The following is a 26,750-nucleotide window of genomic DNA, read 5'->3' as shown; positions in this document are numbered from 1 at the left end:
GAGATGCCTTGCCAGTACTTATCGTTTAAATGGCTGTACTTGTTGTTGCGCCAACTCAATCGGCGCGTCAGTCGAGGCTGACCAGAGGCTTTGCGCATAACCCGTTGTAACCACGCCCAAACCGAACAAAATAACCAAAATCCACAGTAAATCCGGTTTGCGTTTCATCGATTGCCCCCCTTCAGGCAAATCAACACGATGACAGCAACGGTTTTTGTTATAGGCCGTGCAGCAGCGTCAAGCTTAAAATCCCGGCATTCTGAGGCAACACGAACTGACACGCAAACTCTGGCGTCAACCGACTGTCGGTTCACAGCGAAGTTGCCAGACAAAATGACCAAGCCACATTTGAGGAGCAGTGAAAATGGCCTACTGGTTGATGAAATCCGAGCCTGACGAGTTCTCGATCAAGGATTTACAGAAGATTGGCGAAGCGCGCTGGGACGGCGTACGCAACTATCAGGCTCGCAACTTTATGCGGGCCATGGCCGCAGGCGACGAGTTCTTCTTTTACCACTCCAGTTGCCCCGAGCCAGGCATTGCCGGTATTGGCCGAATTGTTCAGGCCGCCTATCCCGATCCGACCGCCCTCGACCCCGAAAGCCACTATTTCGACCCCAAAGCCAATGCCGAGAAAAACCCGTGGAGCGCATTGCAGGTGGCCCATGTGCAAACGTTCCCCAAGGTCATCAAGCTCGACTACCTGAAGCAACAAAGCGCACTGGCCGAAATGCCGCTGGTACAAAAAGGCAGCCGCCTTTCAGTCATGCCCGTAACCGCCGAGCAATGGGCAGTAGTGATGGGCTTGCTTTAGTGGGCGCTGGCTTGCCAGTGACAGCAACAGCGAGACTAATCACGGCCCCTGCATCGAATCCGCCCCTGCTCAGGCAACATCCTGTTTTAGCGTCTAGGCTCTCAACTTCCTTTGACTGGCATCAAGCCTTCCTGGCCTTGAAACATTCAAACTAGAGCGCTCTGTGACACAGGATGTCGGCATGTCTAAGAATCATCGTATTTCCCATTATTTCGTTATTCCTTTGGCGATATTGCTGATCGCTGCAGGCGGATTCGGTTACTGGAAATCCCAGCACGACCGGCTCCCTGAAGGTATCAGCATGGGTAACGGTCGACTCGAATCCACAGAAGTGCAGATCGCCGCCAAAATTCCGGGCCGCCTGGCCGAGGTCCTGGTCGACGAAGGTGATCATGTGACCAAAGGCCAATTGCTGGCCCGCATGGACACTCGCACCCTTGAAGCCACTCGCGCGCAGGCAGAAGCCGAAGTGCAGCGCGCCCGTGAGGCCCTGGCTGCGAACGAAGCCAACGTGCAATTGCGCCAAAGCGAAAAGCTGCTGGCCAGCCAGGAACTCAAACGTTTTCGCCAACTGTCCGAACGTGGTTTTGCCAGCGCCCAGTTGCTCGATCAGCAACAGGCAAAATTCAATACCAGCAACTCGGCCGTAGTCGCCGCACAGGCTCAAGTCGCCGCAGCCAAAGCGGCCATCGTTTCCAGCCAGGCGCAAGTCGCGCAACTCACCAGCGAAATTGAAGACAGCAGCCTGCGTGCACCAATCAATGGCGTGATCCAGTTGCGCCTGGCCGAGCCCGGCGAAGTGCTGGGCTCAGGTGGGCGGGTATTTATGATGATCGACCCGAGCGACCAGTACATGAACCTGTACTTGCCCGCCTCAGTGGTCGGCAAGCTGGCGGTTGGCGCTGATGCCCGCGTAGTACTCGATGCCCTGCCCGATCAGCCCTTGCCGGCAAAAATCTCCTTCGTCGCCGCCAAGTCCCAGTTCACCCCAAAAGAAGTCGAAACCCGTGACGAGCGGCAAAAACTGGTATTCCGCGTCAAGCTGCGCCTGACCGATCCCGCCGCCGTGCCTCAAGCAAAACCGGGCATGCCGGGAGCCGGTTATGTAAGGACCAGCGACGTGGACTGGCCGGCTAACCTGCAATGAGCGATCTGGCGATCAATGCCAGTGGCATCAGCCACAGATACGGCAAGCAACAAGCGCTGCTCGACATTGCCTTCAGCCTGCCAAAGGGCACGCGCTGCGGGCTGATTGGCCCGGACGGTGCGGGCAAATCGAGCTTGCTGGGCCTGATTGCCGGGGTCAAAAAACTTCAGCAAGGCTCACTTGAGGTGCTCGGCGGCCCGATCGACGACCGCCGCCATCGCAACACTCTTTATCCGTTGATTGCCTTTATGCCCCAAGGCCTGGGCGGCAATCTTTACCCCGAATTGTCCATCAGCGAAAACATCCGTTTTTTTGGCACTCTGTTTGGACTGTCCAATGATGACTGCGAGCAACGTATGGCGCAGTTACTCAAGGCCACCGATCTGGAGCGCTTTGCCGAACGGCCCGCAGGTAAACTTTCGGGCGGGATGAAACAAAAGCTGGGGCTCTGTTGCGCGCTGATCCACGAGCCCGACTTGCTGATCCTTGACGAACCCACCACCGGGGTCGACCCGCTGTCACGGCGGCGTTTCTGGGAGCTGGTGGATGACGTACGCAGTCAACGCCCACAACTCACATTGCTTGTCGCTACGGCCTACATGGAAGAGGCAGAGCAGTTTGAACATTGCCTGATGCTGGATCGCGGCAAATTGATTGCCGCCGGATTGAGCCAGGAACTGGCAGCCGTCACCACCACCGGCAAGCTGGATGAAGCCTTTACCCACTATCAGGGCGACAGCGGTCACAACAACGAACCGCTGGTGATTCCGCCACGCACCAGTGACAACAGCGACATCGCCATTGAAGCCCACGACCTGACTCTCAAATTCGGCGACTTCACGGCGGTCAACAAGGTCAGCTTTGCCATTGGCCGAGGCGAGATTTTCGGCTTTCTGGGCTCTAACGGCTGCGGCAAAACCACCACCATGAAAGTGCTGACCGGGCTGATGCCAGCCACCGAAGGCAGTGCCAAACTGCTGGGCAATCCGGTCAACGCCAAAGACCTGGCCACCCGCAAGCGCGTAGGGTTCATGTCGCAAAGCTTCTCGCTGTATGGCGAGTTGAGCGTACGACAAAACCTGGTATTGCATGCCCAACTGTTCGACTTGCCCAAGGATCAAAGCCAAGCCCGGATCGAGGAACTGATCCAGCGTTTCGATCTGGCAGAGGTTGCCGACCAGCAATCCGGCGAACTGCCTCTGGGCCTGCGTCAGCGTTTGTCTCTGGCAGTGGCGGTCCTGCATCGCCCCGAAGTGCTGATCCTCGATGAGCCCACCTCAGGCGTCGACCCGGCTGCGCGTGATGACTTCTGGCGCCTGCTGATCGAACTGTCGCGCGAGCAGGGGGTGACGATCTTTCTGTCCACCCACTTTATGAACGAGGCGCAACGCTGCGACCGCATCTCGCTGATGCACGCGGGCAAGGTTCTGGCCTGCGACACACCGGATGCGCTGCAAAAACAATTTCGCGGCGACACCCTGGAAGCGGCATTTGTCACCTGCCTGGAAGAAGCGCAAAACGATCCGGCCGCCAACGCCCCAGCCGATGCACAATCCGCACCGGTGGCTGCCGTGAATGCGCCACCGCCACCAAGCAAAACCGGCTTTAGCCTGTCCCGGCTGATTGCCGTCGCCAGCCGCGAATCAAAAGAGTTATTGCGCGACAAGGTGCGCATGGCGTTCGCTTTGCTGGGTGCAGTATTCATGATGGTCATTTTTGGCTACGGCATTTCGCTGGACGTGGAAAACCTCGCCTTCGCCGTGTACGACCAGGATCAAAGCCCGCAGAGCCGCGCCTACCTTGAAGCCTTTCGCAGTTCGCGCTATTTCGAAGAACACGCGCCCATCCAGAGCGCTGACGAATTGCATAAACGCCTGCAGCGTTCCGAAATCAAAATTGCCCTGGAAATCCCCCCGGGCTTCGGCCGTGATCTTTACGCCGGACGTCAGCCCACCGTTGCCGCGTGGCTCGACGGCGGCATGCCGTTCCGGGCCGAAACCAGTCGCAATTACGTTGACGCAGTGCATTCAGCCAACATTGAGCAACTGGCCGCACTGAGCAGCCTGGCGCAAAACAAGCAGGGGGCTGCCAAGCTGGAAACCCGGTTTCGCTATAACCAGGACGTGATCAGTGTGAATGCCATCGGCCCCGGCGTGATGGCGCTGATTCTCGCGTTTATTCCGGCAATGCTCACGGCACTGGGTATCGTGCGGGAAAAAGAACTGGGCTCGATCACCAACTTTTACGCCACGCCGCTGACCCGGCTGGAGTTTCTGCTGGGCAAACAGGCTCCGTACCTGGCCGTAAGCCTGGTCAACCTGGCGTTGCTGGTGGCGATGAACCGCTGGCTGTTCGGCGTACCGTTTAAAGGCAGCGGCCTCACGCTGGCATTGGGCGGGCTGTTGTATGTACTGGCCACCACCAGCATGGGTCTGCTGATTTCCGCATTCACCCGCACTCAAATTGCCGCGATCCTGGGCACCATGATCATCACCAGCCTGCCGACCATTCAGTTCTCGGGCTTGATCGTGCCGCGCTCCTCGCTTGACGGTTCCGCGGCGCTGATGGGCATGCTGTTCCCGGCCGGGCACTTTCTCGATATCGCCGTGGGCACCTTCACCAAAGCACTGGACCTGCGCCAACTGTGGCCGCAATGCCTGGCACTGCTGGGGTTCTTTGTCGCGTTCACCGGGCTGAGTTTGATCATGCTCAAGAAGCAGGAGGTTTGATGCACAAGCTCTCGCACATCCTGCGCCTGGGTCTTAAAGAACTCACCAGCCTGCGGCACGACAGTGTCTTGCTGCTGTTTTTGCTCTATGCCTTTAGCGTGGCGATTTATATGCCGGCAGCGGGCTCGATCATCGGCGTGCATAACGCCAGCGTGGCCATCGTCGATGAAGACCACAGCCAGTTATCGCGCAAACTGGGCGAGTCGCTGTTACCGCCAGAATTCCAGGCGCCGCAAGACTTGCCTTACGACCAGCTGGACCAGTCGATGGACAGCGGCCGCTACACCTTTGTGATCAACATTCCGGCCAACTTTCAGGCCGACTTGCTGGCCGGACGCGAACCGGGCGTGCAGGTCAACGTTGATGCCACGGCCATGAGCCAGGCGTTTATGGGCGCGGGGTATATCGGCCGGATCTTCCAGCGTGAACTGCTCAACTACACCGGACAGGCCGCGGCCGCGGCGAATACGCCGGCGCTGCTCAGCAGCCGCGCGTTGTTCAACCCCAATCTGGAGGGCGGCTGGTTCCTGGCCGTGATCCAGATCGTCAATAACATCACCATTCTGGCGATTGTCCTGACCGGCACTGCGCTGTTGCGCGAGCGTGAACACGGCACCCTCGACCACTTGCTGGTCCTGCCCCTGACCGCGCTGGAAATCATGCTCGCAAAAATCTGGAGCAACATGCTGGTGGTGGTGCTGTGCACCTGGGTATCGCTGGAAGTGGTGGTGAAATGGGCGCTGGGTGTACCGCTGGCGGGCTCGTTGATCCTGTTTTTATTCGTGACGGCACTTTACCTGTTTGCCAGTACCGCACTGGGCATCTTCCTCGCGACACTGGCCCGCTCAACGCCGCAGTTCGGCTTGCTGGCGATCCCGGTGATTATCCCGATGCTCCTGCTGTCGGGCGGCAGCACCCCGCTGGACAGCATGCCCGAGTGGCTGCAATGGGTGATGCAGTGCTCGCCATCGACCCACTTCGTGAGCCTCAGTGCCGCGATATTGTTCCGTGATGCCGGCGTCGAGGTGGTGTGGCCGGACTTGCTGGCACTGACCGCCATTGGCTTGGTGTTCTTCGCCATTGCGCTGGCACGGTTCCGCAAAAGCCTAGCGTCTTAGTTTTACCACCCGCCATGCGCAAGCCCGCGGCACCGGGCTTGCAGTCATCATTACAGGCTTACTGAACAATCAAATTATTGAACAGCAAATCATCGATCATTGGCTTGCCGGTCTCGTCGGTCATCACCTGCCGGATTTGCTTCAAGGCCTCCTGGCGCAGCTTCTCCTTGGCTTCAACGCTGCCCAGGCTTTCGCTGGTCTGCTGGGTAAACAAACCCACCAACTGATTACGAATCAACGGGTCATTGGCTTTCACCGCCTTGGCCGCCTCGGCTCCAGACACGCGCAACGAAATGTCCGCCTTGTAGACCTTGAGTTTCGAACTGCCATCGAGCCCGTAGTTACCCACAAACGGCGGGCTCAACGTGATGTAACTGACCTTGGCAGCGCCCTCTTCCGCTTCTTCTGCAACCGCCACCATCGGCAAGGACAGGGCCAGCATCAATACGATCCACGCTTTCACAATTCGCTCCTTTGTACGGGTTGGGGCAAACAGTCAGGGCTGCTTACACATCTATTTCTGGTTATCGGCCATTAACTGCAAAGCCGTAGGGCTCCGATCCTGTTGTGAGACAGCTCTGATTAAACGGAAAGACCCTGCCCCTTAAATCTTTGTGCACAGCCTGTTTCTCCATGCCTGTGGATAGTTTTGGCCGGTTTTGACGGCCATAGGGGTTGTGGATGGTTTTGTCCCAGAGCGAAAGGTTCACAAAGGAAAACGCCCTGTGGGATTTTTCCTGAGACAGCCCATGGTAATGCCTGTCATTTTCAGTAACGAAAATGTAACGTTCGAGCTCGCTTATATAACAAGAAATTTGGAGCTCTTGAATGTTTGCTTTTTTCCGACCTGCCGCACACCAGGCTCCCCTGCCTGAAGAAAAAATAGACAGTACTTATCGACGTCTGCGCTGGCAGATTTTCGCGGGTATTTTCTTTGGTTACGCGGGCTATTACCTGCTGCGTAAAAACTTCTCACTGGCCATGCCGTACTTGATTGACGAGGGTTACACCCGGGGTCAACTGGGCCTGGCCATGTCCGCAATTGCCATCGCTTATGGTTTGTCCAAGTTCCTCATGGGGCTGGTATCCGACCGCTCCAACCCGCGCTTTTTCCTGCCCTTCGGCTTGCTGATTTCAGCGGGCGTAATGTTCATTTTCGGTTTCGCACCCTGGGCCACCTCCAGCGTCACCATGATGTTCATTTTACTGTTTATCAACGGCTGGGCGCAGGGCATGGGCTGGCCGCCAAGCGGTCGGACCATGGTTCACTGGTGGTCGCAGAAAGAGCGCGGCGGCGTAGTGTCAGTCTGGAACGTGGCACACAACGTCGGCGGCGGCTTGATCGGGCCGCTGTTTTTGCTGGGCATGGCCTGGTTCAACGATTGGCACGCGGCATTCTATGTACCGGCTACCGTTGCCCTGCTGGTCGCGCTGTTTGCCTTTGTCACCATGCGCGACACCCCGCAGTCGGTAGGTTTGCCACCGATCGAGCAGTACAAGAATGATTACCCGGCCGGTTACGACTCCAGCCACGAAGACGAATTCAGCGCAAAAGAAATCTTCGTCAAATACGTGCTGCGCAACAAAATGCTCTGGTATATCGCCCTGGCCAACGTGTTCGTTTATCTGCTGCGCTACGGCGTACTGGACTGGGCCCCGACTTATCTCAAGGAAGCCAAACACTTCACGGTGGACACCACTTCGTGGGCGTACTTCTTCTATGAGTGGGCAGGTATCCCGGGCACGCTGCTGTGCGGCTGGATGTCAGACAAGATCTTCCGCGGCAATCGCGGCCTGACCGGGATCGTGTTCATGTCGCTGGTAACGGTCGCCACACTGGTTTACTGGCTCAACCCGCCGGGCAACCCGACCATCGACATGATCGCGCTGTTCTCCATCGGCTTCCTGATTTACGGGCCTGTGATGCTGATCGGCTTGCAAGCCCTGGAACTCGCGCCGAAGAAAGCGGCCGGCACCGCCGCAGGCTTTACCGGGTTGTTCGGCTACCTCGGCGGCTCGGTGGCAGCCAGTGCAGCCATGGGCTATCTGGTAGACCACTTCGGTTGGGATGGCGGCTTTGTGCTGCTGATCAGCGCCTGCCTGCTGGCAATCGCGTTCATGGTCCCGACGCTGTGGCATAAAAATGTAGCCAGTGCAGAGCGTGCGGTTAAGGCCTAAGCCTTGAACGGCATGCAGCGCCTGAGCCGTGCCTCCAGATTCAGATCTGGCATGGCGTGACTACGCAGGGCGCTTACGGTCTGCTCGACATAATCGCGAGTAGTACCGTAGCGCCCGTTAGCGTTGGCCAGTACCTGGCTGAGTACACCGTCTGACAGATTGCCCGCATAGCTGGGCAGATGTCGCTCCAGCACAAACCCCAATGCCTGCACCTGACTGCCATCTTCCAGCCGGCAGGTGAGCCAGTGCGGCCGATAAGACGGCACCGGCATTTCACGCAGCCACAGGGCGTAGAGCGAAGCGTCGAGGTTGTCTTCGGGCAGGCGATAAGCAAAACCACTGCACGAGCCGCCCCGGTCCAGACCAAAGACCAGCCCCGGCCATTGCGGCGTGCCGCGATGTTCGTGGGACCACAGATACAGCCCGCGATGATAGCCATGCACCCGCCCGCGCTTGCGCTCGACCGCCGAACACTCGGGGCGCCAGATCAGTGAGCCATAGGCGAATAACCAGACGGGGCCGCCTTGATGGCAGGCCATGGTGGCTTGCAAGGATTGCTGAAGTTGTTCTGGGGTCAACGGCGCCCCAAGATCGAGTCGCGGAGGGTAATCCGGGGTTAAACACACAGATTCAATAACAGTCATAACTAAGGCTTTTGGGTCCTGCTCGCATTACATGATGTAAACGAAAGTAACGACCTGAATGGTATAGCACTAAAAAGGAAATGACTTGCAGGTCCAGACCTATGGCAACCTGCAGAGACCGGCCGCACTAATTGCACATGTGTAAGGCGCAGGTTCAGGTAACTCGCCCCCCAGATCTCTATAGTGTTGCGCCCAAACATAACGACAGAGGCCATAACATGAAGAAATCAGGAATCTGTTGCCTGTTTATGTTGGCTTACACCAGCTTTGCGCTGGCCCAGGATGACATTCAACAAAAAGACAAAGACTTTTGGTACGTGCAAACCAGTGTCTTCACGAAACATTTCTCGCCAGACCCTGATCACAATAACAATCAGGATTTGATTGGCCTTGAATATAACGATGCATCCGGTTGGCTTGCGGGCGGAGCAACTTTTCGTAATTCATTTAGCCAGCGCTCTTATTACGCCTATGCCGGCAAACGCTTTGACAGTGAAAACTATCCGGTCTATTTGAAGCTGACCGGTGGCTTGCTGGAAGGCTATCACGGGCAATATCAAGACAAGATCCCGCTCAATCGCTTTGGCGTTGCCCCGGTGATTATCCCTTCGGTCGGTGCTTATTACGGACCCGTGGCAGCCGAGTTGGTGTTGCTCGGTTTCAATGCCGCCATGATCACCGCCGGACTGCGCATCTAAGGCATACAAACCTTTAGGAGCGAGCTTGTTCGCGAGCTCTTCAACGGCTCGCGAACAAGCTCGCTCCTACAGGGATTTGGGGTCATTCATGGCCGTGGAGCGTAGGCGAAAACATCGGCGCGCATCTGGTGTGGGTCCATCCCGGCATTGACCAGTGCATCGAGGGTTCCATAGATCATCGCCGGGGAACCGCTGGCATAGACATGCACCGCCTTCAGATCGCTGATGTCTTCACACACGGCTTCATGCAACAGACCACAGCGGCCCTCCCAACCACACAGGTCACTCACGACCTTGTGCAGGAACAGGTTGGGGATCTTCTGCCAGGCGTCCCATTCCTCTAGGTTGTAGAAGTCTTCAGGGCGACGCACCCCCCAATACAAGTGCACCGGGTGTTTGAAACCCTTCTCACGACAGTGCTCGATCAGGCTGTGCATTTGCGCCATGCCGGTGCCGGCCGCGATCAGGACCAGCGGGCCGTTTGGCAAATCGCACAGGTGCGTGTCGCCAAACGGCAGCTCAAGGCGGACCATCTTGTTGCGCTGCAACTGCTCGATCAGGCTGCGAGCGCTGTCTTCGCGCACCAGCACGTGCAGCTCAAGGTCACGCCCCGAGTGCGGCGCACTGGCCAGTGAAAAGGCCGATTTCTCGCCATTTTCACGTTCCAGCATCACGTATTGCCCTGCGTGGTAACGCGGCGGTTTGCCCGCAGGCGCACGCAAACGTACGCGCCAGACATCGCCGCCCATATCCACACAATCAATCAACTGACATGCCAAGCTACGCACCGGTAACTCTCCCAACGCTAGCACCCCGTCCCACAACACCACACAGTCTTCAAGCGGCGATGCCAGGCAGGTATAAAATTCGCCGTGATCGCGCACTTCTCCCGCCTGCTCCACCTGGCCCTCAACCAGCAAGGCCGCACACACATGGCAATTACCATTGCGGCAACTTTGCGGGCATTCATAGCCCAGGCGTTGCGCCGCATTCAGAATCCGTTCACCAGGCAAAGTTTCCAGCACCGCGCCTGAAGGCTGCAAGGTTACACGCATCAATCTATTCCTAATTGATTCCAGATGTCATCGACCCGGCGTGTGACCGCCTCGTCCTTGACGATGACCCGACCCCACTCGCGGGTCGTTTCACCCGGCCATTTATTGGTTGCATCCAGCCCCATTTTCGAACCAAGACCGGAAACCGGCGAGGCGAAATCGAGGTAATCGATGGGCGTGTTTTCGATCATTACCGTGTCACGCTTGGGGTCCATGCGGGTCGTAATGGCCCAGATCACGTCATTCCAGTCGCGGGCATTGATATCGTCGTCAGTCACGATAACGAACTTGGTGTACATGAACTGGCGCAAAAACGACCACACACCGAGCATTACCCGCTTGGCATGACCCGGGTACTGTTTCTTCATGGTCACAATGGCCATGCGGTACGAGCAACCTTCAGGCGGCAGATAGAAATCGGTGATCTCCGGGAACTGCTTTTGCAGAATCGGCACGAACACTTCGTTCAGTGCCACCCCCAGAATCGCCGGCTCATCCGGTGGCCGGCCCGTATAGGTGCTGTGGTAGATCGGTTTGATCCGATGGGTGATACGTTCAACAGTGAACACCGGAAAGCTGTCCACTTCGTTGTAGTAACCGGTGTGGTCGCCGTAGGGGCCTTCGGGTGCCATCTCGCCAGGGTGGATCACCCCTTCAAGGATGATTTCAGCAGTGGCCGGCACTTGCAGGTCATTGCCACGGCACTTCACCAGTTCGGTGCGATTGCCGCGCAGCAAACCCGCGAACGCGTACTCGGACAGGCTATCAGGCACCGGCGTTACGGCACCGAGGATGGTCGCCGGGTCTGCACCCAGGGCCACCGATACCGGGAACGGCTGACCCGGGTGTTTCTCGCACCAGTCGCGGTAATCGAGCGCACCGCCTCGATGGCTGAGCCAGCGCATGATGACTTTATTGCGGCCAATGACCTGCTGGCGATAAATACCCAGGTTCTGACGGTCCTTGTTCGGACCTTTGGTCACGGTCAGGCCCCAGGTAATCAGCGGCGCCACGTCGCCCGGCCAGCAGTGCTGAACCGGCAGCATGGCAAGATCAACATCTTCACCTTCAATGACCACTTCCTGACACACCGCGTCTTTGACGACTTTGGGGGCCATGGCAATGATCTTGCGGAAGATGGGGAGCTTGGACCATGCGTCTTTAAGACCTTTGGGCGGCTCAGGCTCTTTGAGGAAAGCCAGCAATTTGCCAATTTCACGCAATTCGCTGACCGACTCGGCCCCCATGCCCATGGCCACACGCTCAGGCGTGCCAAACAGGTTGCCGAGTACCGGGATCGTATGTCCTGTCGGGTTTTCGAATAGCAGCGCCGGGCCCTTGGCTCGCAGCGTGCGGTCGCAGATTTCTGTCATCTCCAGCACAGGAGACACGGGAATCTGGATGCGTTTCAACTCTCCGCGCTGCTCTAACTGCTGCACGAAATCCCGAAGATCCTTGAATTTCATTGACGTTGGCACCCTCAAAATAGGCGTACATCCTACCTGCTAAGACGTGAGCTGGCAGCTTATCGCTGCTCAGCGGGCCGTATTCACCTCACTCACGCCAGTCAACGCTTGAGCCGACGCCTCTTCGAACACCGGCGCCAACACTGGCAGCATTAACCGGGCACCCGCCTCTGACAGATGATTGTCGTCGGTGTACAACGAATGACCATCGCGCTGCGCACGACACAGACCTGAGGCGTCGCAAAGCGCCGGGGTCGGATCCAGTACCGTAATACCTGCATCCGTTGCTGCAATTTGCGCGAACAACCGGTTAATGAATGCTTTTTGCTTAAGGTGTTCGGCCAAGGGAAACCCAACGTCGGCGGTCGGCTTGTGCAGCATGGCCAGGCGGCTTAGCCGGTAAGGCGGGTTGAACGGCTGCAACGGCGCCTCTTTCATGAGCCAGACTCGATACCCGGCCTTGCGCAGCTGCTCTACCCGTGCTCGCACCCCGTCAGCCAGCTTCTGTTCGGCGACTGCAGGGTCATAGCGGCCGTCGGCATCCTTCAGTGCATGGGCGTGATCGCCCTTGGCATCGCCATATAGATACAGACTCCAGCGGGCCACAAGCATCACATCCGTCACCGGTTCCTTCTGCAGGGCCTGTTCCACACGGCGGTTGTAAGCGGCACAACGCTCGCCGTGTTCCAGCCCCTCAAGGGGTAAACACCCCGCAGAACTGGCCAGCATCACATTAACCCCGTGCTCCCGGGCGTTTGCCTCCAGCGCCGGGATTAATGCCGTGCCATGACTGTCACCCCAGACCAGCAACTGCGCGGGCTCGACAGCGGAAGCAGTTTTGCCGTAACGACAAAAAGGCTTGTCAGCGGGGCTTTTGTCGTCAGTGATACAGGCCATCAACTCAGGACGCCATTGGCTGGCATTGGCGTACTGCAAAGCATGTTCAGGCAACCGCGACGGCAAGCCATCGGTCCAGCGCAGCGCTTGGCCGGCCAACCCCAGGACCAGGATGCCCAGCCCCGCGGCGACCAGGATCTGACGACGCCCCGCCAGCAATCGACGCTCACGGAACGGTGTTTCGATGTAGCGCCACGACAAATAGCCCAGGACGAGTGTCAGCGCAATCAATGCACCGGTGAGGCCGGGACCGAACTCTTCCACGCTGGCATAGCTGGCAAAAACAAAGACCGGCCAATGCCACAGGTACCAGGAGTACGAGATCAAACCGAGCCCCACCATCAAGCGTGAGCTCAAAATATGCCCCACCCAAGTGGTGTGATGCTCATTGGCCCAAATCAGGGCAACAACACCCAGTACCGGTAACAGTGCAGCCATGCCAGGGAAAGGGGTGCTTTTGTCGTAAGCGAAAACCGCGATCAGAATCAGGCCGAGACCGAGCAGACTTATGCATTGCGCGGCGGATGATGTAAGGCGCGTCTTACTGACCGGTGCGACCGCCAGCATTGCGCCAGCCAGCAGCTCCCAGGCCCGCATCGGCAACAGGAAAAAGGCCTTTTCAGGGTGCTGCGCTACAGCCCACACGCTTAATCCGAACGAGATCAGCAACACGCTAAACAAAGCCAGACGCCAATGCTTGAAGCGACTGGCCAACAGGGTCAGAACCAGCGGAAAAACAATATAAAACTGTTCTTCAACCGCCAGTGACCAGGTGTGAAGCAGCGGTTTTAAATCGCTGGCCACATCGAAATAGCCGTTCTGTCGCATAAACAGCAGGTTGGAGGCGAACATCACCTGGTATCGGACTGAATGGCCCAGCGCTTCGTAGTCCTTGGGCGCCATCAGGAACCAGCCCACCGCGAGAACGGCGACAATCAGAACGAACAGAGCAGGCAGGATACGTCGCGCACGCCGCGCCCAGAACTCGACGAAACTGAAGCGCCCGGCCTCACGCTGGTTCCAAATGATCGACGTGATCAGATACCCGGAGATTACAAAAAATACGTCAACACCGACGAACCCGCCGGTCAGGCCCGGTACCCCGAAGTGAAACAAAACAACAGCAATGACCGCGACGGCACGCAAGCCATCAATGTCCCGGCGATATACAAGAGAGCTCATCAACGTTTAAATCCGAAAATTATTATTTTCATTGACCGGTACCAACCCGAAACCTTCCTTTTTAAATCAAAAAAAAATGACGTCCCGGAGGACGCCATTTTTTAAGACCCTAAAACGTATTATTTACGTTTCATCGACAAGAAGAATTCATCGTTGGTCTTGGTCTGCTTCAGTTTGTCGATCAGGAACTCGATGGCTGCAACTTCGTCCATCGGGTGCAACAGCTTGCGCAGGATCCACATGCGTTGCAACTCGTCATCGGCGGTCAGCAACTCTTCGCGGCGAGTGCCGGAACGGTTGATGTTGATCGCAGGGAAGACGCGTTTTTCAGCAATCTTGCGGTCCAGGGGCAGTTCCATGTTACCGGTACCCTTGAACTCCTCGTAGATCACTTCATCCATCTTCGAGCCGGTTTCAACCAGCGCGGTGGCGATGATGGTCAGCGAGCCGCCTTCTTCGATGTTTCGCGCAGCACCGAAGAAACGCTTTGGCTTCTCAAGGGCGTGAGCATCGACACCACCGGTCAATACCTTGCCGGAGCTTGGAATCACGGTGTTGTAGGCACGAGCCAGACGGGTAATGGAGTCAAGCAGGATCACCACGTCTTTTTTGTGCTCGACCAGGCGCTTGGCCTTCTCGATCACCATTTCAGCAACCTGCACGTGGCGGGTTGGTGGCTCGTCGAAAGTGGAAGCAACCACTTCACCACGAACGGTACGCTGCATTTCGGTAACTTCTTCCGGACGCTCGTCGATCAACAGAACGATCAAGTGCACTTCAGGGTTGTTACGCGAGATGTTGGACGCGATGTTCTGCAACATGATGGTCTTGCCCGCTTTTGGCGGAGCAACGATCAGGCCGCGCTGACCTTTACCGATCGGGGCGCACAGGTCGATAACACGACCGGTCAGATCTTCGGTGGAACCGTTACCGATTTCCATCTTCATGCGTACAGTCGGGAACAGCGGGGTCAGGTTCTCGAAGAGAATCTTGTTTTTCGCGTTCTCTGGACGATCGTAGTTGATCGTATCGACTTTCAGCAGTGCGAAGTACCGCTCGCCTTCTTTTGGCGGACGGATTTTACCGACGATGGTGTCGCCGGTGCGCAAGTTGAAGCGTCGAATCTGGCTTGGCGAGACATAAATATCGTCTGGGCCGGCCAGGTAAGAAGCGTCAGCGGAACGGAGGAAGCCGAAGCCGTCCTGGAGAATCTCCAGCACGCCATCACCGGAGATTTCCTCGCCGCTTTTCGCGTGCTTTTTGAGCAGGGAGAAAATCACGTCCTGCTTGCGCGAACGGGCCATATTTTCTATGCCCATCTGTTCGGCCAATTCGAGCAGTTCGGTAATCGGCTTTTGCTTGAGTTCAGTCAGGTTCATATAGGAATGACGTAATCATTTATGGAGGGGGAAATTAAGCTTTTGGCTTAATGAGGCCGCGCCGCAGAGAAGGCGACAGGATCGCGTACTAATTCGATAAGGAGTGCGTCGGCGACGGCTTGCAGGGGGCAGTGGAGAAACCAGTGCGGGGCCGAATGTACCACTTGAGTTTCATAGCGTCTAGTCCCTGAGCCATGAAAAAGCCCCGCATTTTGCGGGGCTTTTATCGACGCTTAAATGTTGGCGTCGAGGAATGCTGCCAGCTGCGACTTCGACAGTGCACCAACCTTGGTGGCTTCGACGTTGCCGTTTTTGAACAACATCAGCGTTGGAATACCACGTACGCCGTGCTTGGCCGGGGTTTCCTGATTCTCATCGATGTTCAGTTTGGCAATAGTCAACTTGCCTTTGTAAGTTTCGGCGATCTCGTCCAGAACTGGCGCGATCATTTTGCAAGGGCCACACCATTCAGCCCAGTAGTCGACCAGTACAGCGCCTTCAGCCTTGAGAACATCGGCCTCAAAGCTAGCGTCGGTGACGTGTTTAATAAGATCGCTGCTCATGGAAGTCTCCGTGGTTGTAAGCAAAAACGTAGCACATCATAGCCGTCATCATCGCGTTCAGGAAGCTGACCCTTGATTGACTCTTACTATAGAGCTGCATGAACAAGAGTATCGCTCAGACCTTTCACCCGACCCCGTCGACGTAGCATGCCCTATTGCGGTGCACATAACTCACGTCCGACGCACCTATCAGGGTCGTCAAACGCGCGTGATCGCGCGCCAAACCTGCGAAATAGCGGTTGGCATGGCCTGTGCTCTGTCAAATCAGCCAATGAACACTGCACACCCTCTGCAAGCCTGGCAAACCGGCTTCCTCAGATTTATCGCAGCGTTTTACCTCACCTGTTTTCGGAGACTTGCCATGACCCAGCGCTACAGCGCCCTGATCTGCGCCCTGTTCGCCAGCCTGATGCTGAGCCAGATGCCGGCCCATGCCAATGACCTAGATGACGTAAAGGCCCGCGGCACACTCAAAGTGGCGGTGCCCCAGGACTTCCCGCCTTTCGGCTCGGTCGGCCCTGACATGAAGCCCCGCGGGCTGGATATCGACACCGCCAGACTGCTGGCCGACCAACTTCAGGTCAAACTTGAGCTGACGCCTGTCAACAGCACCAACCGCGTCCCTTATTTGACCACCGGTAAAGTCGACCTGGTGATTTCCAGCCTCGGCAAAAATCCGGACCGCGAGAAAGTCATCGACTTCTCCAACGCCTATGCGCCTTTCTACCTGGGCGTTTTTGGCCCGTCGGACGCTGAAATCAAAACCCTGGACGACCTTAAAGGCAAAACCGTCAGTGTCACCCGCGGCGCGATCGAAGACATTGAGCTGACTAACGTGGCCCCGGCCGGTGTCACCATCAAACGTTTCGAAGACAACAACTCGACCATCGCCGCCTATCTGGCGGGCCAGGTTGACCTGATTGCCAGCGGCAACGTGGTGATGGTCACCATCAGCGAGCGCAACCCCAAACGAATGCCGGCCATGAAGCTCAAACTCAAGGACTCGCCGGTCTACGTGGGCGTCAACAAAGGGCAGCCCGAGTTGCTGGATAAAGTGAATCAGATTCTTGCCGCGGCCAAAGCCGACGGCAGCCTGGAGAAAAACGCACTGCTGTGGCTTAAAGAGCCGCTGCCAGCCGACCTCTGATTGTTTTGCGCCGAGATCAGCCATGGCTTATCAGTTCGATTTTTTACCGGTGCTGCAAAACGGCGACCTGCTGTTGCGCGGCGCCCTGTTCACCCTTGAGCTGACCGCCATCGGTACGCTGTTTGGCGTCAGCCTGGGCATTATTGGTGCGGTGGTGAGGGCATGGAACATCCGCCCCTTCGCAGCGCTATTCGGGCTGTATGTCGAGTTGATCCGCAACACGCCGTTTTTGGTGCAGCTGTTCTTTATCTTCTTCGGCCTGCCGGGTCTTGGCCTGCACATCAGCGAATGGCAGGCCTCTGTGCTGGCGATGGTGATCAACCTGGGTGCCTATTCCACCGAGATCATTCGCGCAGGGATTCAGGCCATCCCCAAGGGCCAGCTGGAAGCAGCATCGGCACTGGCGATGAGCCGGTTTGAAGCATTTCGCCATGTGGTCCTGCAACCGGCGCTGGCCAAGGTCTGGCCAGCGCTGAGCAGCCAAATCATCATCGTGATGCTCGGCTCGGCAGTGTGTTCGCAAATTGCCACTGAAGAACTCAGCTTCTTCGCCAACTTCATTCAGTCCCGTAACTTCCGGGCCTTTGAAACGTATGCCCTGACGACCCTGATTTATCTGTGCATGGCTTTGCTGATCCGCCAGTTGCTCAACTGGGTGGGCCGGCGCTACCTGACCAGGAGCCGCTGATGGACTTCACTTTCTGGGACATCGTGCGCAACCTGCTGACGGGTTTGCAGTGGACGGCGGCACTGTCACTTGTAGCGTTTCTTGGCGGCGGCCTAATCGGCTTGCTGGTGCTACTGATGCGCATCTCCAGAAGTCGCTTCGCCCGCATTCTGGCGCGCGGCTATATAGAGCTGTTTCAAGGCACGCCCTTGTTGATGCAGCTGTTCCTGATTTTCTTCGGCGTCGCTTTGCTGGGCATCGATATTTCACCGTGGATGGCCGCTGCGCTGGCCCTGACACTGTTCACCAGCGCCTATCTGGCCGAAATCTGGCGAGGCTGCGTCGAGTCGATTGCCCACGGTCAGTGGGAAGCCTCGGCCAGCCTGGCACTAAGCCCGCTGGAGCAGTTGCGTTACGTGATCTTGCCGCAGGCCATGCGGGTTGCCATCGCCCCTACCGTGGGCTTTTCGGTACAGGTCATCAAAGGCACCGCCGTGACCTCCATCATCGGCTTCACCGAGCTGACCAAGACCGGCAGCATGCTGGCCAACGCCACTTTCGAGCCCTTCATGGTCTACGGCCTGGTGGCGCTCGGTTACTTCCTCTTGTGCTACCCCTTGTCGCTCAGTGCGCGCTATCTGGAAAGGAGACTGCATGCCTCTGCTTAGAGTTACCGCCCTGCATAAATATTACGGCGACCATCACGTGCTCAAAGGCATCGACCTGACTGTCGAACAAGGCCAGGTTGTGGCGATTATCGGCCGCAGCGGGTCGGGTAAAAGCACCCTGCTAAGAACCCTTAACGGTCTGGAGTCCATCAATGACGGGGTGATTGAGGTCGATGACGAATACCTGGACGCCGCCCGCGCCGACTTGCGCAGCCTGCGCCAGAAGGTCGGCATGGTGTTCCAGCAGTTCAATCTGTTCCCGCACCTGAGTGTTGGTGAAAACGTCATGCTGGCCCCGCAAGTGGTACAAAAAATACCCAGGGCCAAAGCCGCGGTGCTGGCGCGCGAGATGCTGGAGCGAGTTGGTCTGGGGGACAAGTTCGATGCCTTTCCCGAGCGTTTGTCGGGTGGGCAGCAACAGCGGGTAGCGATTGCCAGAGCGCTGGCCATGTCACCCAAGGTGCTGCTGTGTGACGAGATCACCTCGGCGCTCGACCCTGAGCTGGTCAACGAAGTGCTCAGCGTGGTGCGCCAGCTGGCCCGCGAAGGCATGACCCTGATTATGGTGACCCATGAAATGCGCTTCGCCCGGGAAGTCGGGGACAAGCTTGTATTTATGCATCAGGGCAAAGTCCACGAGGTGGGCGATCCAAAGACGCTGTTCGCCAACCCGCAAACCCCGGAACTGGCAAATTTCATCGGCACGAACCCTCTGTAGGAGCGAGCTTGCTCGCGAGCCGTTCAAAGCGATTCACAGACCGCGAGCAAGCTCACTCCTACAAAGAGGAATCGCACAACAAAATACGAATTGTCCGAGAGCAGCTAACGTCATTGCTTACGTGCGCCACATCAATGCATCTGACACTACGCGTTGGCGCGAGCGTTTGATCGTGGCACGATGACGACGTTATCGACCGAGATCCTTCAACCATGCCCCAATCCCAAAGCAAGAATCCATCCCTGATCGCCGCTATTGATCTGGGTTCTAACAGCTTTCACATGGTGGTGGCCAAGGCCCAGAACGGCGAAATCCGTATCCTGGAGCGGCTTGGTGAAAAGGTTCAGTTAGCTGCCGGCATCGACGAAGAACGCAAACTCAACGAAGAATCCATGCAGCGCGGGCTTGATTGCCTGAAGCGATTTGCACAACTGATCAACGGCATGCCATTGGGCGCCGTGAGGATCGTGGGCACTAACGCGCTGCGTGAAGCCCGCAACCGCAACGAATTTATCGTGCGTGCAGAAGAGATTCTGGGCCACACCGTTGAGGTCATTTCTGGACGTGAAGAAGCGCGCCTCATCTATCTAGGGGTATCGCACACCCTTGCTGACACTCCGGGTAAACGCCTGGTCGCTGACATCGGCGGCGGCAGTACCGAGTTCATCATCGGCCAGCGCTTTGAACCGTTGCTGCGCGAAAGCCTGCAAATGGGCTGCGTGAGCTACACCCAGCGCTATTTCCGCGACGGCAAAATCACCCCGGCCCGTTACGCCCAGGCCTACACCGCTGCGCGCCTCGAAATCATGAGCATTGAGCACGCGCTGCACCGCCTGAGCTGGGATGAAGCCATTGGCTCTTCCGGCACCATTCGCGCCATAGGCCTGGCGCTCAAGGCCGGCGGACACGGCAACGGTGAAGTCAATGCCGAAGGACTGGCTTGGCTCAAGCGCAAACTGTTCAAACTGGGCGAGGCGGACAAAATCGACTTTGAGGGTATCAAGCCTGACCGTCGTACGATTTTTCCGGCGGGCCTGGCGATTCTGGAAGCCATCTTCGACTCCCTGGAGTTGCAGCGCATGGACCATTGCGACGGCGCACTACGCGAAGGTGTGCTGTATGACCTGCTGGGCCGTCATCACCATGAAGACGTGCGTGAGCGCACTCTCAGCTCGCTGATGGATCGCTATCACGTGGACCGCGAGCAGGCGGCACGGGTTGAGCGCAAAGCATTGCTGGCTTTCGATCAAGTCGCCAAGTCATGGGAGCTCAAGAACGGAATCTGGCGTGAACTGTTGAGCTGGGCCGCCAAGGTGCATGAAGTCGGGCTGGACATCGCCCACTACCACTACCACAAACACGGCGCCTATCTGATCGAGCACTCCGACCTTGCCGGTTTCTCGCGCGAAGACCAGCAAATGCTCGCGCTGCTGGTGCGCGGTCATCGCCGTAATATTCCTAAAGACAAATTCGCCGAATTTGGCGCGGACGGCATCAAGCTGATTCGTCTGTGCGTGTTGCTGCGCTTTGCGATTTTGTTCTATCACATCCGCGGTAATCAGGAAGCGTCGCAGGTGAAGCTGCGCGCCGAGGGCGACCACCTTGAGGTGATCTTCCCCGCAGGCTGGCTGGAGAAAAACCCGTTGACCCAGGCCGACTTCGAGCAAGAAGCCCAGTGGCTGACCCGCGTCGGGATTGTTTTGACAGTGTCCTGATCAAACAGACACTCCTGCAGGAGCCAGCTTGCCTGGCGATGACTGCACCGCGGTAATTCTGAAGCACCGCGTTGATATCATCGCCAGTCAAGCTGGCCCCTGCAGGGTGGGTGTGGATTACACCGACGGCCCGCTGCTCACCGTCAATACCGGCAGGCTCAGACGCTCCAGCAGTGTTGCTTGAGCACTGCGCGGGTTTTGATTACCGGTTGGCGTGTTACGAATATAACGACCGTCCGATTGCAGGCTCCAGCTGTGGGTGTTGTCAGTCAGATAGCATTCCAGCTCTTTCTTGACCCGTAGAATCAGCTTTTTACCCTCCACCGGGAAGCACGTCTCGACGCGTTTATCCAGGTTGCGCTCCATCCAGTCAGCACTGGACAGGAACATCTGTTCTTCGCCGCCATTAAGGAAGTAGAAAACCCGAGTGTGCTCCAGGAAGCGACCGATGATCGAGCGCACATGAATGTTGTGCGATACACCCGGAATGCCCGGCCTCAGGCAACACATCCCGCGTATTACCAAATCGATCCGGACGCCGGCCTGGCTGGCCTTGTACAGCGCCCGAATGATTTTCGGGTCGGTCAACGAGTTGAACTTGGCGATGATATGCGCAGGCTTGCCCTCGGACGCGAACTGGGTCTCGCGGGCAATCATGTCGAGCATGCCTTTTTTCAGGGTAAACGGCGCATGCAGCAGTTTTTTCATGCGCAGGGTCTTGCCCATGCCGATCAACTGGCTGAACAACTTGCCGACGTCTTCGCACAGGGCATCATCGGATGTCAGCAAACTGTAGTCGGTGTAGAGCTTGGCGTTGCCCGCATGGTAGTTACCGGTGCCCAAGTGCGCGTAGCGCACGATCTCGCCCGCCTCACGACGTAGAATCAGCATCATTTTGGCGTGGGTCTTGAAGCCGACCACGCCATAAATCACCACGGCACCGGCTGCTTGCAGACGGCTGGCCAGTTGCAGGTTGGACTCTTCGTCAAAACGTGCACGCAGCTCTACAACCGCCGTCACCTCTTTACCGTTACGCGCCGCATCTACCAGCGCATCAACGATTTCTGAGTTGGCGCCGCTGCGATACAGGGTCTGGCGCACCGCCAGCACATGCGGGTCTTTGGCCGCCTGACGCAACAAGTCAACCACCGGGGTAAACGACTCAAACGGGTGCAGCAGCAAAATATCCTGCTTGCTGACGACGCTGAAAATGTTCTCGCTGTTCTGCAACAACTTCGGGATCGCCGGCGTGAATGGCGTGTATTGCAGCTCGGGATGGCTGTCCAGCCCGGTGATGCTGAACAGCCGTGTGAGGTTGACCGGGCCATTGACCGTGTACAACTCGGTTTCATGCAGGTTGAACTGCTTGAGCAGGTAATCGGACAGATGTTTAGGGCAGGTGTCGGCCACTTCCAGACGCACCGCATCACCATAGCGACGCGAGAACAACTCGCCACGCAGGGCGCGGGCCAGGTCTTCTACATCTTCAGTGTCGACAGACAGATCAGCGTTGCGGGTCAGGCGGAACTGGTAGCAGCCCTTGACCTTCATGCCCTGAAACAGATCATCGGCGTGGGCATGAATCATCGAGGACAGGAACACGTAGTTGTCCCCTGTACCGCCAACCTCTTCAGGCAACTTGATCACCCGAGGCAGCAGGCGCGGAGCCGGGATAATCGCCAGGCCCGAATCACGGCCGAAGGCGTCGATGCCTTCGAGCTCAACGATAAAGTTCAGGCTCTTGTTGACCAGCAACGGGAACGGATGCGTAGGATCAAGGCCGATCGGGGTGATGATGGGCGCAATTTCGTCACGGAAAAACTTGCGGACCCACGCTTTGATCTTGGTGTTCCATTGGCGGCGACGAATGAAGCGCACCTGATGCTTTTCAAGCTCGGGCAACAGAATATCGTTGAGGATCGCGTACTGGCGGTCAACGTGACCGTGGACCAACTCGCTGATCCGCGCCAGCGCCTGATGCGGCTGCAGACCGTCGGCACCCGCCTGCTCACGGGCGAAGGTAATTTGCTTCTTCAAACCCGCGACACGAATCTCAAAGAACTCATCCAGGTTGCTGGAGAAAATCAGCAGGAACTTCAATCGCTCCAACAACGGATAGGACTCATCCAGCGCCTGTTCCAGCACGCGAATATTGAACTGCAACTGCGACAGCTCGCGGTGGATATACAGACTGCTGTCATCCAGACCCGGAATGGCAATCGTTGGGTGCGCCGCCGCAGGCGCCTCATGCGCAACAACTGCATGACCTTGCGGCACGGGCGGGGTTTCAACGGCCTGTTCAACAACCGGCTCGGCCTCAGTAGCAACGAGTTCTGTCTGTCCTTCGGTATTCATTGAGTGTTCCTGTAAGAGCGGGTTTGACTCTCGTAACAGTTAAGCGGCGCGTGTAATCGAGCTGCCAGAATGCCACCAACGCCAGTGGGTTTAAACCGCTCAAAAGCGCTTTATGCGGGCCAGAGCTGATTAGAGGGCAATTTGTCGAAATTGTTCTGAGGCAAGGGGGCAATCTGGCGGGAGCTGGCTTGCCAGCGATGGCTCAAGCCCGGTGTTGCAAAATCGCCGGCAAGCCGGCTCCCGCAGGTTGAGCACTCAAAACAGCTACGCGCGATGGTTATAACCCCACTCCATGAACACTAGATGACAACACCAATGACGTAAGTCAAATACTCGTGCTTTGTAGGATTTGTTAACGCCAAGACACATTTCGATACTTTCCTGAATGTCCCTTAAGGCGTAGGCTGCGCGTTCATTTCGCCAGCATCCAGACAATGCTCCAACAATTTCTTCAAGAATTCGGTTACTTCGCCCTGTTCCTAGGGACGTTCTTTGAAGGTGAGACCATTCTGGTCCTCGCAGGCTTCTTGGCGTTCCGCGGATACATGGACCTCAAACTGGTAATGATCGTGGCGTTCCTCGGCAGTTATGCCGGCGACCAGCTGTGGTACTTCCTGGGGCGCAAGCACGGCCGCAAATTGCTGGCGCGAAAACCGCGCTGGCAGCTCATGGGCGACAAGGCACTGGAGCACATTCGCAAGCACCCGGATATCTGGGTCTTGAGTTTCCGCTTCGTCTACGGCCTGCGTACCGTCATGCCTGTGGCCATTGGTCTGTCGGGCTACCCGCCGGGCCGCTACTTGCTGCTCAACGGCATTGGCGCGGCCATTTGGGCCATCGCCCTGGCGACCGCCGCCTACCACTTTGGCGCGGTGCTTGAAGGCCTGCTGGGCAGCGTCAAGAAGTATGAGCTGTGGGTGTTGGGCGCTTTGCTGGTGCTGGGACTGGGCCTGTGGGCACGTCGGCGCTTCAAGAATGCCCGACTGACCAGGCAGGCCGCTCTCGAAGAGAAAAACCGGGCCGCAGGTGAGGCTAACAACCCGCCAGCTGAGTAAACCGGCCTCTGCACAGGTAGAGACCGATCACGCTCAACACGCTGTAACTGAACAGGCCGGCCCAGCCCAATGCGCTGGCCGGCCACAGCCCAACCCATGGGGCGAGCCACCCCAGTGGCAGGTTCAACGCCAGACGCAGCCACTCAAGCTTTAACGCCCAAGGGCGGTTCTCCAGCCCGGCTCCCAATACAAACAAACCCAGCCCCATATAGCCCCAGCCCACAATCAACGCCTGGGGTGGCAACGTCTCGCCCAGATTCAGCAAATAGCTGCCGAGCGCCACATAGGCGACAAATTGCAGCGCGATATACAACTGCTGGCGAAACGGCAATGCCACTTCAAATTTCTCGAATTGGCTCAAGTCCGGCTTGTGCAGCGGGTACTTCGCCGCGACATCCTCAGGTCGCCAACCCGTGGGCATAAACCAGATACGCAACTTGTCCCGCCAGTGTTCGGTATGCCGCGCATCCGCCAGCAACTGGCCATAGAACTGCCAGTTGGCCCACAGCGGATTCCAGCTCGCCAGCGGTGTCGTCACCCCGAAAATCACAGGTTCGGCATCGTCTTCTTCCTGAAAGGTGCCAAACAGGCGATCCCAAAAAATGAACACTCCTCCGTAATTGCGATCCATGTAGAGAGCATTTTGCGCATGGTGGGCCCGGTGATTGGACGGCGATACGAAGAACCACTCGAACCAGCCAAGCTTGGGGATATGACGGGTGTGGACCCAGAACTGATAGAGCAGATTAAGGGTCGCCACTGTAACGAATACCAGCAGCGGCACCCCCAGCACGGCCATGGGCAGGTAGAAGATCCAGCCAAACAAAAAACCGGTGCTGGTTTGGCGCAGGGCTGTGGACAAGTTGTAGTCCTCGCTTTGGTGATGCACAGAATGCGCGGCCCACAACACGTTGCGCTCATGCCCCAGACGGTGATGCCAGTAGTAACAGAAGTCGTAAAACACAAAGGCAAACAACCAGACCCACACGCTGTTCTCAGGCAGCTCGAAAACTGCCAGATAGTTCAAGGCAACGCCGTAAGTGACCAGCCCGACACCCTTGGTCAGCAGCCCCGTGGTGGTCGACAGTACGCCGGTGCTCAGGCTGTTGATCGTATCTGCAAGCCGATAGGTAGGCATTGCGCGCCAGCGGTCGACCAGCAACTCGACCGCGATCAGCACAAAGAAGAACGGCACTGCGTACAGAATCAGCTTCATTGCACACCTCACCCGAAGATCAACCAAGCGTAGGCGCTGTCAGACCAACCCCCTATGGCGTCAAACGCCAAATCAGGCGACATTAACGCCACGAACAAGGAGACCCAACATGACCCACAAAAAAGTTGCCGTGATTCTGTCTGGCTGCGGCGTCTACGACGGTGCCGAGATCCACGAAAGCGTCATCACCCTGCTGCGCCTGGACCAGCGCGGTGCCAAAGTGCAGTGTTTCGCCCCCAACATCGCCCAGCATCATGTGATCAACCATCTGACCGGCGAAGAGATGCCCGAGTCACGCAACGTGCTGGTCGAGTCGGCGCGTATCGCGCGGGGCGAGATCAAGGATATTCGTGAAGCCAATGTCGATGACTTTGACGCGCTGATCGTGCCGGGCGGGTTTGGCGCGGCGAAAAACCTGTCCGACTTTGCCATCAAGGGCGCTGAATGCACCGTGCAACCTGACGTGCTGGCCCTGGCCGAAGCGTTTGCGCAAGCGTGCAAGCCAGTGGGCCTGATGTGCATCTCGCCGGCCATCGCCGCCAAGATCTACGGCCCCGGCGTTACCTGCACCATCGGCAACGACGCCGAAACGGCGGGCGCCGTGAGCAAAATGGGCGCGACACACCAAGAATGTGAAGTGACGGAAATTGTTGAGGACAAAGCCCGCAAACTGGTCAGCACTCCGGCCTACATGCTCGCCAGATCCATCAGCGAAGCGGCTTCAGGGATCAACAAAATGGTCGACCGGGTGCTGGAACTGACTCACGAAGCCTGATCAGCCCCGCGCCAGACGGGTCAGGATTCGATCCAGGGAATTGGCGAACGCCTGTTTTTCGCGTTCGCCATAAGCGCCCTGCCCGCCGCCCATCTGGCCTTGCTCACGCAGATCTGTAAACAGATTACGCACTGCCAGACGCTCTCCCATATTCTGCGGATCAAACTCCTTGCCTCGCGGGTCCAGCGCTGCCACGCCCTTCTTCACCAGCCGGTCGGCCAAGGGCACATCGCTGCAAATGACCAACTCGCCGGGCACCGCGTGCTCCACCAGATAGTCATCCGCCGCATCCGGGCCGCTGGGCACCACAATCAGTTTGACCAACGCGTACGTCGGCTTGACCTGACTCTGCCCCGCCACCAGTACCACCTCAAACTGACGTTTGAGAGCGAACTTGATCACTTGATCCTTCGCGGCCTTGGGGCAAGCATCTGCGTCGATCCAGACACGCATGGGAAGATCTCCTGAATTAAATGACCTGTAGGAGCGAGCTTGCTCGCGAGCTTTCAACAGCTCGCGAGCAAACCACCGACGAAAAGGTGGGGGGGGTGCAATTAACGGCCG

At 57.4% G+C, this 26,750-nt stretch carries 24 protein-coding genes; 13 read left to right on the top strand and 11 right to left on the bottom strand.

The annotated features are described in order from the left end of the window. Positions 1-18: 18 nt before the first annotated feature. A complete protein-coding gene (locus ACP7BO_RS14035; RefSeq protein WP_125863057.1) occupies positions 19-168 on the bottom strand; it encodes a hypothetical protein in 150 nt (49 codons plus the stop codon). A 196-nt stretch (positions 169-364) separates the two neighbouring features. Between ACP7BO_RS14035 and ACP7BO_RS14030 the strand changes: the two genes are divergently transcribed. The 4 genes from ACP7BO_RS14030 (at position 365) to ACP7BO_RS14015 (ending at position 5,808) form a co-directional block, all read left to right on the top strand. After that, positions 365-814 carry an EVE domain-containing protein gene (locus tag ACP7BO_RS14030; protein WP_397455220.1) on the top strand — a complete coding sequence of 150 codons (450 nt, stop codon included), beginning with the start codon at positions 365-367 and terminating at the stop codon, positions 812-814. Positions 815-995: 181 nt separating this feature from the next. Then, a complete protein-coding gene (locus tag ACP7BO_RS14025) occupies positions 996-1,961 on the top strand; it encodes an HlyD family secretion protein (protein WP_060696223.1) in 966 nt (321 codons plus the stop codon). Further along, positions 1,958-4,690 (top strand): ribosome-associated ATPase/putative transporter RbbA, encoded by a 2,733-nt coding sequence (gene rbbA / locus ACP7BO_RS14020; RefSeq protein ID WP_426211000.1) that lies wholly within the window; start codon positions 1,958-1,960, stop codon positions 4,688-4,690. The genes ACP7BO_RS14025 and rbbA overlap by 4 nt, the downstream gene beginning before the upstream one ends. Next, entirely contained in the window at positions 4,690-5,808 is a 1,119-nt protein-coding gene (locus ACP7BO_RS14015; RefSeq protein WP_060696225.1) for an ABC transporter permease, read from the top strand. The genes rbbA and ACP7BO_RS14015 overlap by 1 nt, the downstream gene beginning before the upstream one ends. 58 nt (positions 5,809-5,866) lie before the next feature. Here ACP7BO_RS14015 and ACP7BO_RS14010 read toward each other — a convergent pair whose 3' ends face one another. Continuing rightward, a complete protein-coding gene (locus ACP7BO_RS14010) occupies positions 5,867-6,271 on the bottom strand; it encodes a flagellar basal body-associated protein FliL (protein ID WP_397455223.1) in 405 nt (134 codons plus the stop codon). Between the two features lie 365 nt (positions 6,272-6,636). Between ACP7BO_RS14010 and glpT the strand changes: the two genes are divergently transcribed. Continuing rightward, entirely contained in the window at positions 6,637-7,986 is a 1,350-nt protein-coding gene (gene glpT / locus ACP7BO_RS14005; RefSeq protein WP_060696227.1) for a glycerol-3-phosphate transporter, read from the top strand. On the opposite strand, the gene ACP7BO_RS14000 is transcribed toward glpT, so the two are convergent. After that, entirely contained in the window at positions 7,983-8,630 is a 648-nt protein-coding gene (locus ACP7BO_RS14000; RefSeq protein WP_426210997.1) for a gamma-glutamylcyclotransferase, read from the bottom strand. The two genes, glpT and ACP7BO_RS14000, sit on opposite strands and share 4 nt — an antisense overlap. A gap of 248 nt (positions 8,631-8,878) precedes the next feature. On the opposite strand from ACP7BO_RS14000, the gene ACP7BO_RS13995 reads away from it, so the two are divergent. Then, a complete protein-coding gene (locus ACP7BO_RS13995) occupies positions 8,879-9,328 on the top strand; it encodes a sn-glycerol-3-phosphate transporter (protein WP_397457331.1) in 450 nt (149 codons plus the stop codon). Positions 9,329-9,414: 86 nt separating this feature from the next. Here ACP7BO_RS13995 and ACP7BO_RS13990 read toward each other — a convergent pair whose 3' ends face one another. The 5 genes from ACP7BO_RS13990 to trxA all read right to left on the bottom strand — a co-directional run bounded on the left by ACP7BO_RS13990 (position 9,415) and on the right by trxA (position 15,870). Then, a complete protein-coding gene (locus ACP7BO_RS13990; RefSeq protein WP_426210995.1) occupies positions 9,415-10,383 on the bottom strand; it encodes a CDP-6-deoxy-delta-3,4-glucoseen reductase in 969 nt (322 codons plus the stop codon). Next, positions 10,383-11,849: a 4-hydroxy-3-polyprenylbenzoate decarboxylase gene (ubiD, locus tag ACP7BO_RS13985; RefSeq protein ID WP_060696231.1), complete on the bottom strand. Its 1,467-nt coding sequence runs from the start codon at positions 11,847-11,849 to the stop codon at positions 10,383-10,385. The genes ACP7BO_RS13990 and ubiD overlap by 1 nt, the downstream gene beginning before the upstream one ends. Positions 11,850-11,918: 69 nt before the next feature. Continuing rightward, positions 11,919-13,928, bottom strand: coding sequence for an acyltransferase family protein (locus ACP7BO_RS13980; RefSeq protein ID WP_426210993.1), 2,010 nt, complete (start codon positions 13,926-13,928; stop codon positions 11,919-11,921). Between the two features lie 119 nt (positions 13,929-14,047). Beyond that, entirely contained in the window at positions 14,048-15,307 is a 1,260-nt protein-coding gene (gene rho, locus ACP7BO_RS13975; RefSeq protein ID WP_003438291.1) for a transcription termination factor Rho, read from the bottom strand. A 233-nt stretch (positions 15,308-15,540) separates the two neighbouring features. Then, positions 15,541-15,870 carry a thioredoxin TrxA gene (gene trxA / locus ACP7BO_RS13970; RefSeq protein ID WP_003438289.1) on the bottom strand — a complete coding sequence of 110 codons (330 nt, stop codon included), beginning with the start codon at positions 15,868-15,870 and terminating at the stop codon, positions 15,541-15,543. Between the two features lie 361 nt (positions 15,871-16,231). On the opposite strand from trxA, the gene ACP7BO_RS13965 reads away from it, so the two are divergent. From ACP7BO_RS13965 to ppx, 5 genes are all read left to right on the top strand, one after another. After that, positions 16,232-17,017, top strand: coding sequence for a transporter substrate-binding domain-containing protein (locus ACP7BO_RS13965; protein WP_426210990.1), 786 nt, complete (start codon positions 16,232-16,234; stop codon positions 17,015-17,017). Between the two features lie 22 nt (positions 17,018-17,039). Beyond that, complete coding sequence (locus tag ACP7BO_RS13960; protein ID WP_060696234.1) at positions 17,040-17,705, top strand: amino acid ABC transporter permease; 666 nt, start codon at positions 17,040-17,042, stop codon at positions 17,703-17,705. Then, entirely contained in the window at positions 17,702-18,352 is a 651-nt protein-coding gene (locus ACP7BO_RS13955) for an amino acid ABC transporter permease (RefSeq protein WP_171970614.1), read from the top strand. Before ACP7BO_RS13960 ends, ACP7BO_RS13955 begins: the two co-directional genes overlap by 4 nt. Further along, on the top strand, positions 18,339-19,070 hold the full coding sequence (locus tag ACP7BO_RS13950; protein ID WP_073510339.1) for an amino acid ABC transporter ATP-binding protein: 732 nt from the start codon (positions 18,339-18,341) through the stop codon (positions 19,068-19,070). Before ACP7BO_RS13955 ends, ACP7BO_RS13950 begins: the two co-directional genes overlap by 14 nt. Before the next feature lie 212 nt (positions 19,071-19,282). Then, positions 19,283-20,785, top strand: a complete 1,503-nt coding sequence (ppx, locus tag ACP7BO_RS13945; RefSeq protein WP_397455232.1) for an exopolyphosphatase — start codon at positions 19,283-19,285, stop codon at positions 20,783-20,785. A gap of 117 nt (positions 20,786-20,902) precedes the next feature. Here the strand turns inward: ppx and ppk1 are convergent, their stop codons facing one another. Further along, entirely contained in the window at positions 20,903-23,140 is a 2,238-nt protein-coding gene (ppk1, locus tag ACP7BO_RS13940) for a polyphosphate kinase 1 (RefSeq protein ID WP_060696238.1), read from the bottom strand. Between the two features lie 434 nt (positions 23,141-23,574). Between ppk1 and ACP7BO_RS13935 the strand changes: the two genes are divergently transcribed. After that, the gene (locus tag ACP7BO_RS13935; protein WP_060696239.1) at positions 23,575-24,195 is read left to right on the top strand and encodes a DedA family protein; all 621 of its coding nucleotides are present in this window, start codon (positions 23,575-23,577) and stop codon (positions 24,193-24,195) included. Here the strand turns inward: ACP7BO_RS13935 and ACP7BO_RS13930 are convergent. Next, complete coding sequence (locus ACP7BO_RS13930) at positions 24,173-25,411, bottom strand: sterol desaturase family protein (RefSeq protein ID WP_426210987.1); 1,239 nt, start codon at positions 25,409-25,411, stop codon at positions 24,173-24,175. The two genes, ACP7BO_RS13935 and ACP7BO_RS13930, sit on opposite strands and share 23 nt — an antisense overlap. A gap of 109 nt (positions 25,412-25,520) precedes the next feature. On the opposite strand from ACP7BO_RS13930, the gene elbB reads away from it, so the two are divergent. Continuing rightward, on the top strand, positions 25,521-26,186 hold the full coding sequence (gene elbB / locus ACP7BO_RS13925; protein WP_397455234.1) for an isoprenoid biosynthesis glyoxalase ElbB: 666 nt from the start codon (positions 25,521-25,523) through the stop codon (positions 26,184-26,186). Here elbB and ACP7BO_RS13920 read toward each other — a convergent pair whose 3' ends face one another. Continuing rightward, positions 26,187-26,639, bottom strand: coding sequence for a YaiI/YqxD family protein (locus ACP7BO_RS13920; RefSeq protein ID WP_003438273.1), 453 nt, complete (start codon positions 26,637-26,639; stop codon positions 26,187-26,189). Between the last annotated feature and the right edge of the window lie 111 nt (positions 26,640-26,750).

It is taken from the genome of Pseudomonas sp. TWR2-1-1 (assembly GCF_049897045.1).
GTDB classification, from domain to species: domain Bacteria; phylum Pseudomonadota; class Gammaproteobacteria; order Pseudomonadales; family Pseudomonadaceae; genus Aquipseudomonas; species Aquipseudomonas versuta.
This window is presented reverse-complemented; position numbering and strand designations above follow the sequence as displayed.

Coding starts and splice junctions, on each gene's coding strand:
- ACP7BO_RS14035 (WP_125863057.1), bottom strand. CDS start 168: ATGAAACGCAAACCGGATTTACTGTGGATTTTGGTTATTTTGTTCGGT.
- ACP7BO_RS14030 (WP_397455220.1), top strand. CDS start 365: ATGGCCTACTGGTTGATGAAATCCGAGCCTGACGAGTTCTCGATCAAG.
- ACP7BO_RS14025 (WP_060696223.1), top strand. CDS start 996: ATGTCTAAGAATCATCGTATTTCCCATTATTTCGTTATTCCTTTGGCG.
- rbbA (WP_426211000.1), top strand. CDS start 1,958: ATGAGCGATCTGGCGATCAATGCCAGTGGCATCAGCCACAGATACGGC.
- ACP7BO_RS14015 (WP_060696225.1), top strand. CDS start 4,690: ATGCACAAGCTCTCGCACATCCTGCGCCTGGGTCTTAAAGAACTCACC.
- glpT (WP_060696227.1), top strand. CDS start 6,637: ATGTTTGCTTTTTTCCGACCTGCCGCACACCAGGCTCCCCTGCCTGAA.
- ACP7BO_RS14000 (WP_426210997.1), bottom strand. CDS start 8,630: ATGACTGTTATTGAATCTGTGTGTTTAACCCCGGATTACCCTCCGCGA.
- ACP7BO_RS13995 (WP_397457331.1), top strand. CDS start 8,879: ATGTTGGCTTACACCAGCTTTGCGCTGGCCCAGGATGACATTCAACAA.
- ACP7BO_RS13990 (WP_426210995.1), bottom strand. CDS start 10,383: ATGCGTGTAACCTTGCAGCCTTCAGGCGCGGTGCTGGAAACTTTGCCT.
- ubiD (WP_060696231.1), bottom strand. CDS start 11,849: ATGAAATTCAAGGATCTTCGGGATTTCGTGCAGCAGTTAGAGCAGCGC.
- ACP7BO_RS13980 (WP_426210993.1), bottom strand. CDS start 13,928: ATGAGCTCTCTTGTATATCGCCGGGACATTGATGGCTTGCGTGCCGTC.
- rho (WP_003438291.1), bottom strand. CDS start 15,307: ATGAACCTGACTGAACTCAAGCAAAAGCCGATTACCGAACTGCTCGAA.
- trxA (WP_003438289.1), bottom strand. CDS start 15,870: ATGAGCAGCGATCTTATTAAACACGTCACCGACGCTAGCTTTGAGGCC.
- ACP7BO_RS13965 (WP_426210990.1), top strand. CDS start 16,232: ATGACCCAGCGCTACAGCGCCCTGATCTGCGCCCTGTTCGCCAGCCTG.
- ACP7BO_RS13960 (WP_060696234.1), top strand. CDS start 17,040: ATGGCTTATCAGTTCGATTTTTTACCGGTGCTGCAAAACGGCGACCTG.
- ACP7BO_RS13950 (WP_073510339.1), top strand. CDS start 18,339: ATGCCTCTGCTTAGAGTTACCGCCCTGCATAAATATTACGGCGACCAT.
- ppx (WP_397455232.1), top strand. CDS start 19,283: ATGCCCCAATCCCAAAGCAAGAATCCATCCCTGATCGCCGCTATTGAT.
- ppk1 (WP_060696238.1), bottom strand. CDS start 23,140: ATGAATACCGAAGGACAGACAGAACTCGTTGCTACTGAGGCCGAGCCG.
- ACP7BO_RS13935 (WP_060696239.1), top strand. CDS start 23,575: ATGCTCCAACAATTTCTTCAAGAATTCGGTTACTTCGCCCTGTTCCTA.
- ACP7BO_RS13930 (WP_426210987.1), bottom strand. CDS start 25,411: ATGAAGCTGATTCTGTACGCAGTGCCGTTCTTCTTTGTGCTGATCGCG.
- elbB (WP_397455234.1), top strand. CDS start 25,521: ATGACCCACAAAAAAGTTGCCGTGATTCTGTCTGGCTGCGGCGTCTAC.
- ACP7BO_RS13920 (WP_003438273.1), bottom strand. CDS start 26,639: ATGCGTGTCTGGATCGACGCAGATGCTTGCCCCAAGGCCGCGAAGGAT.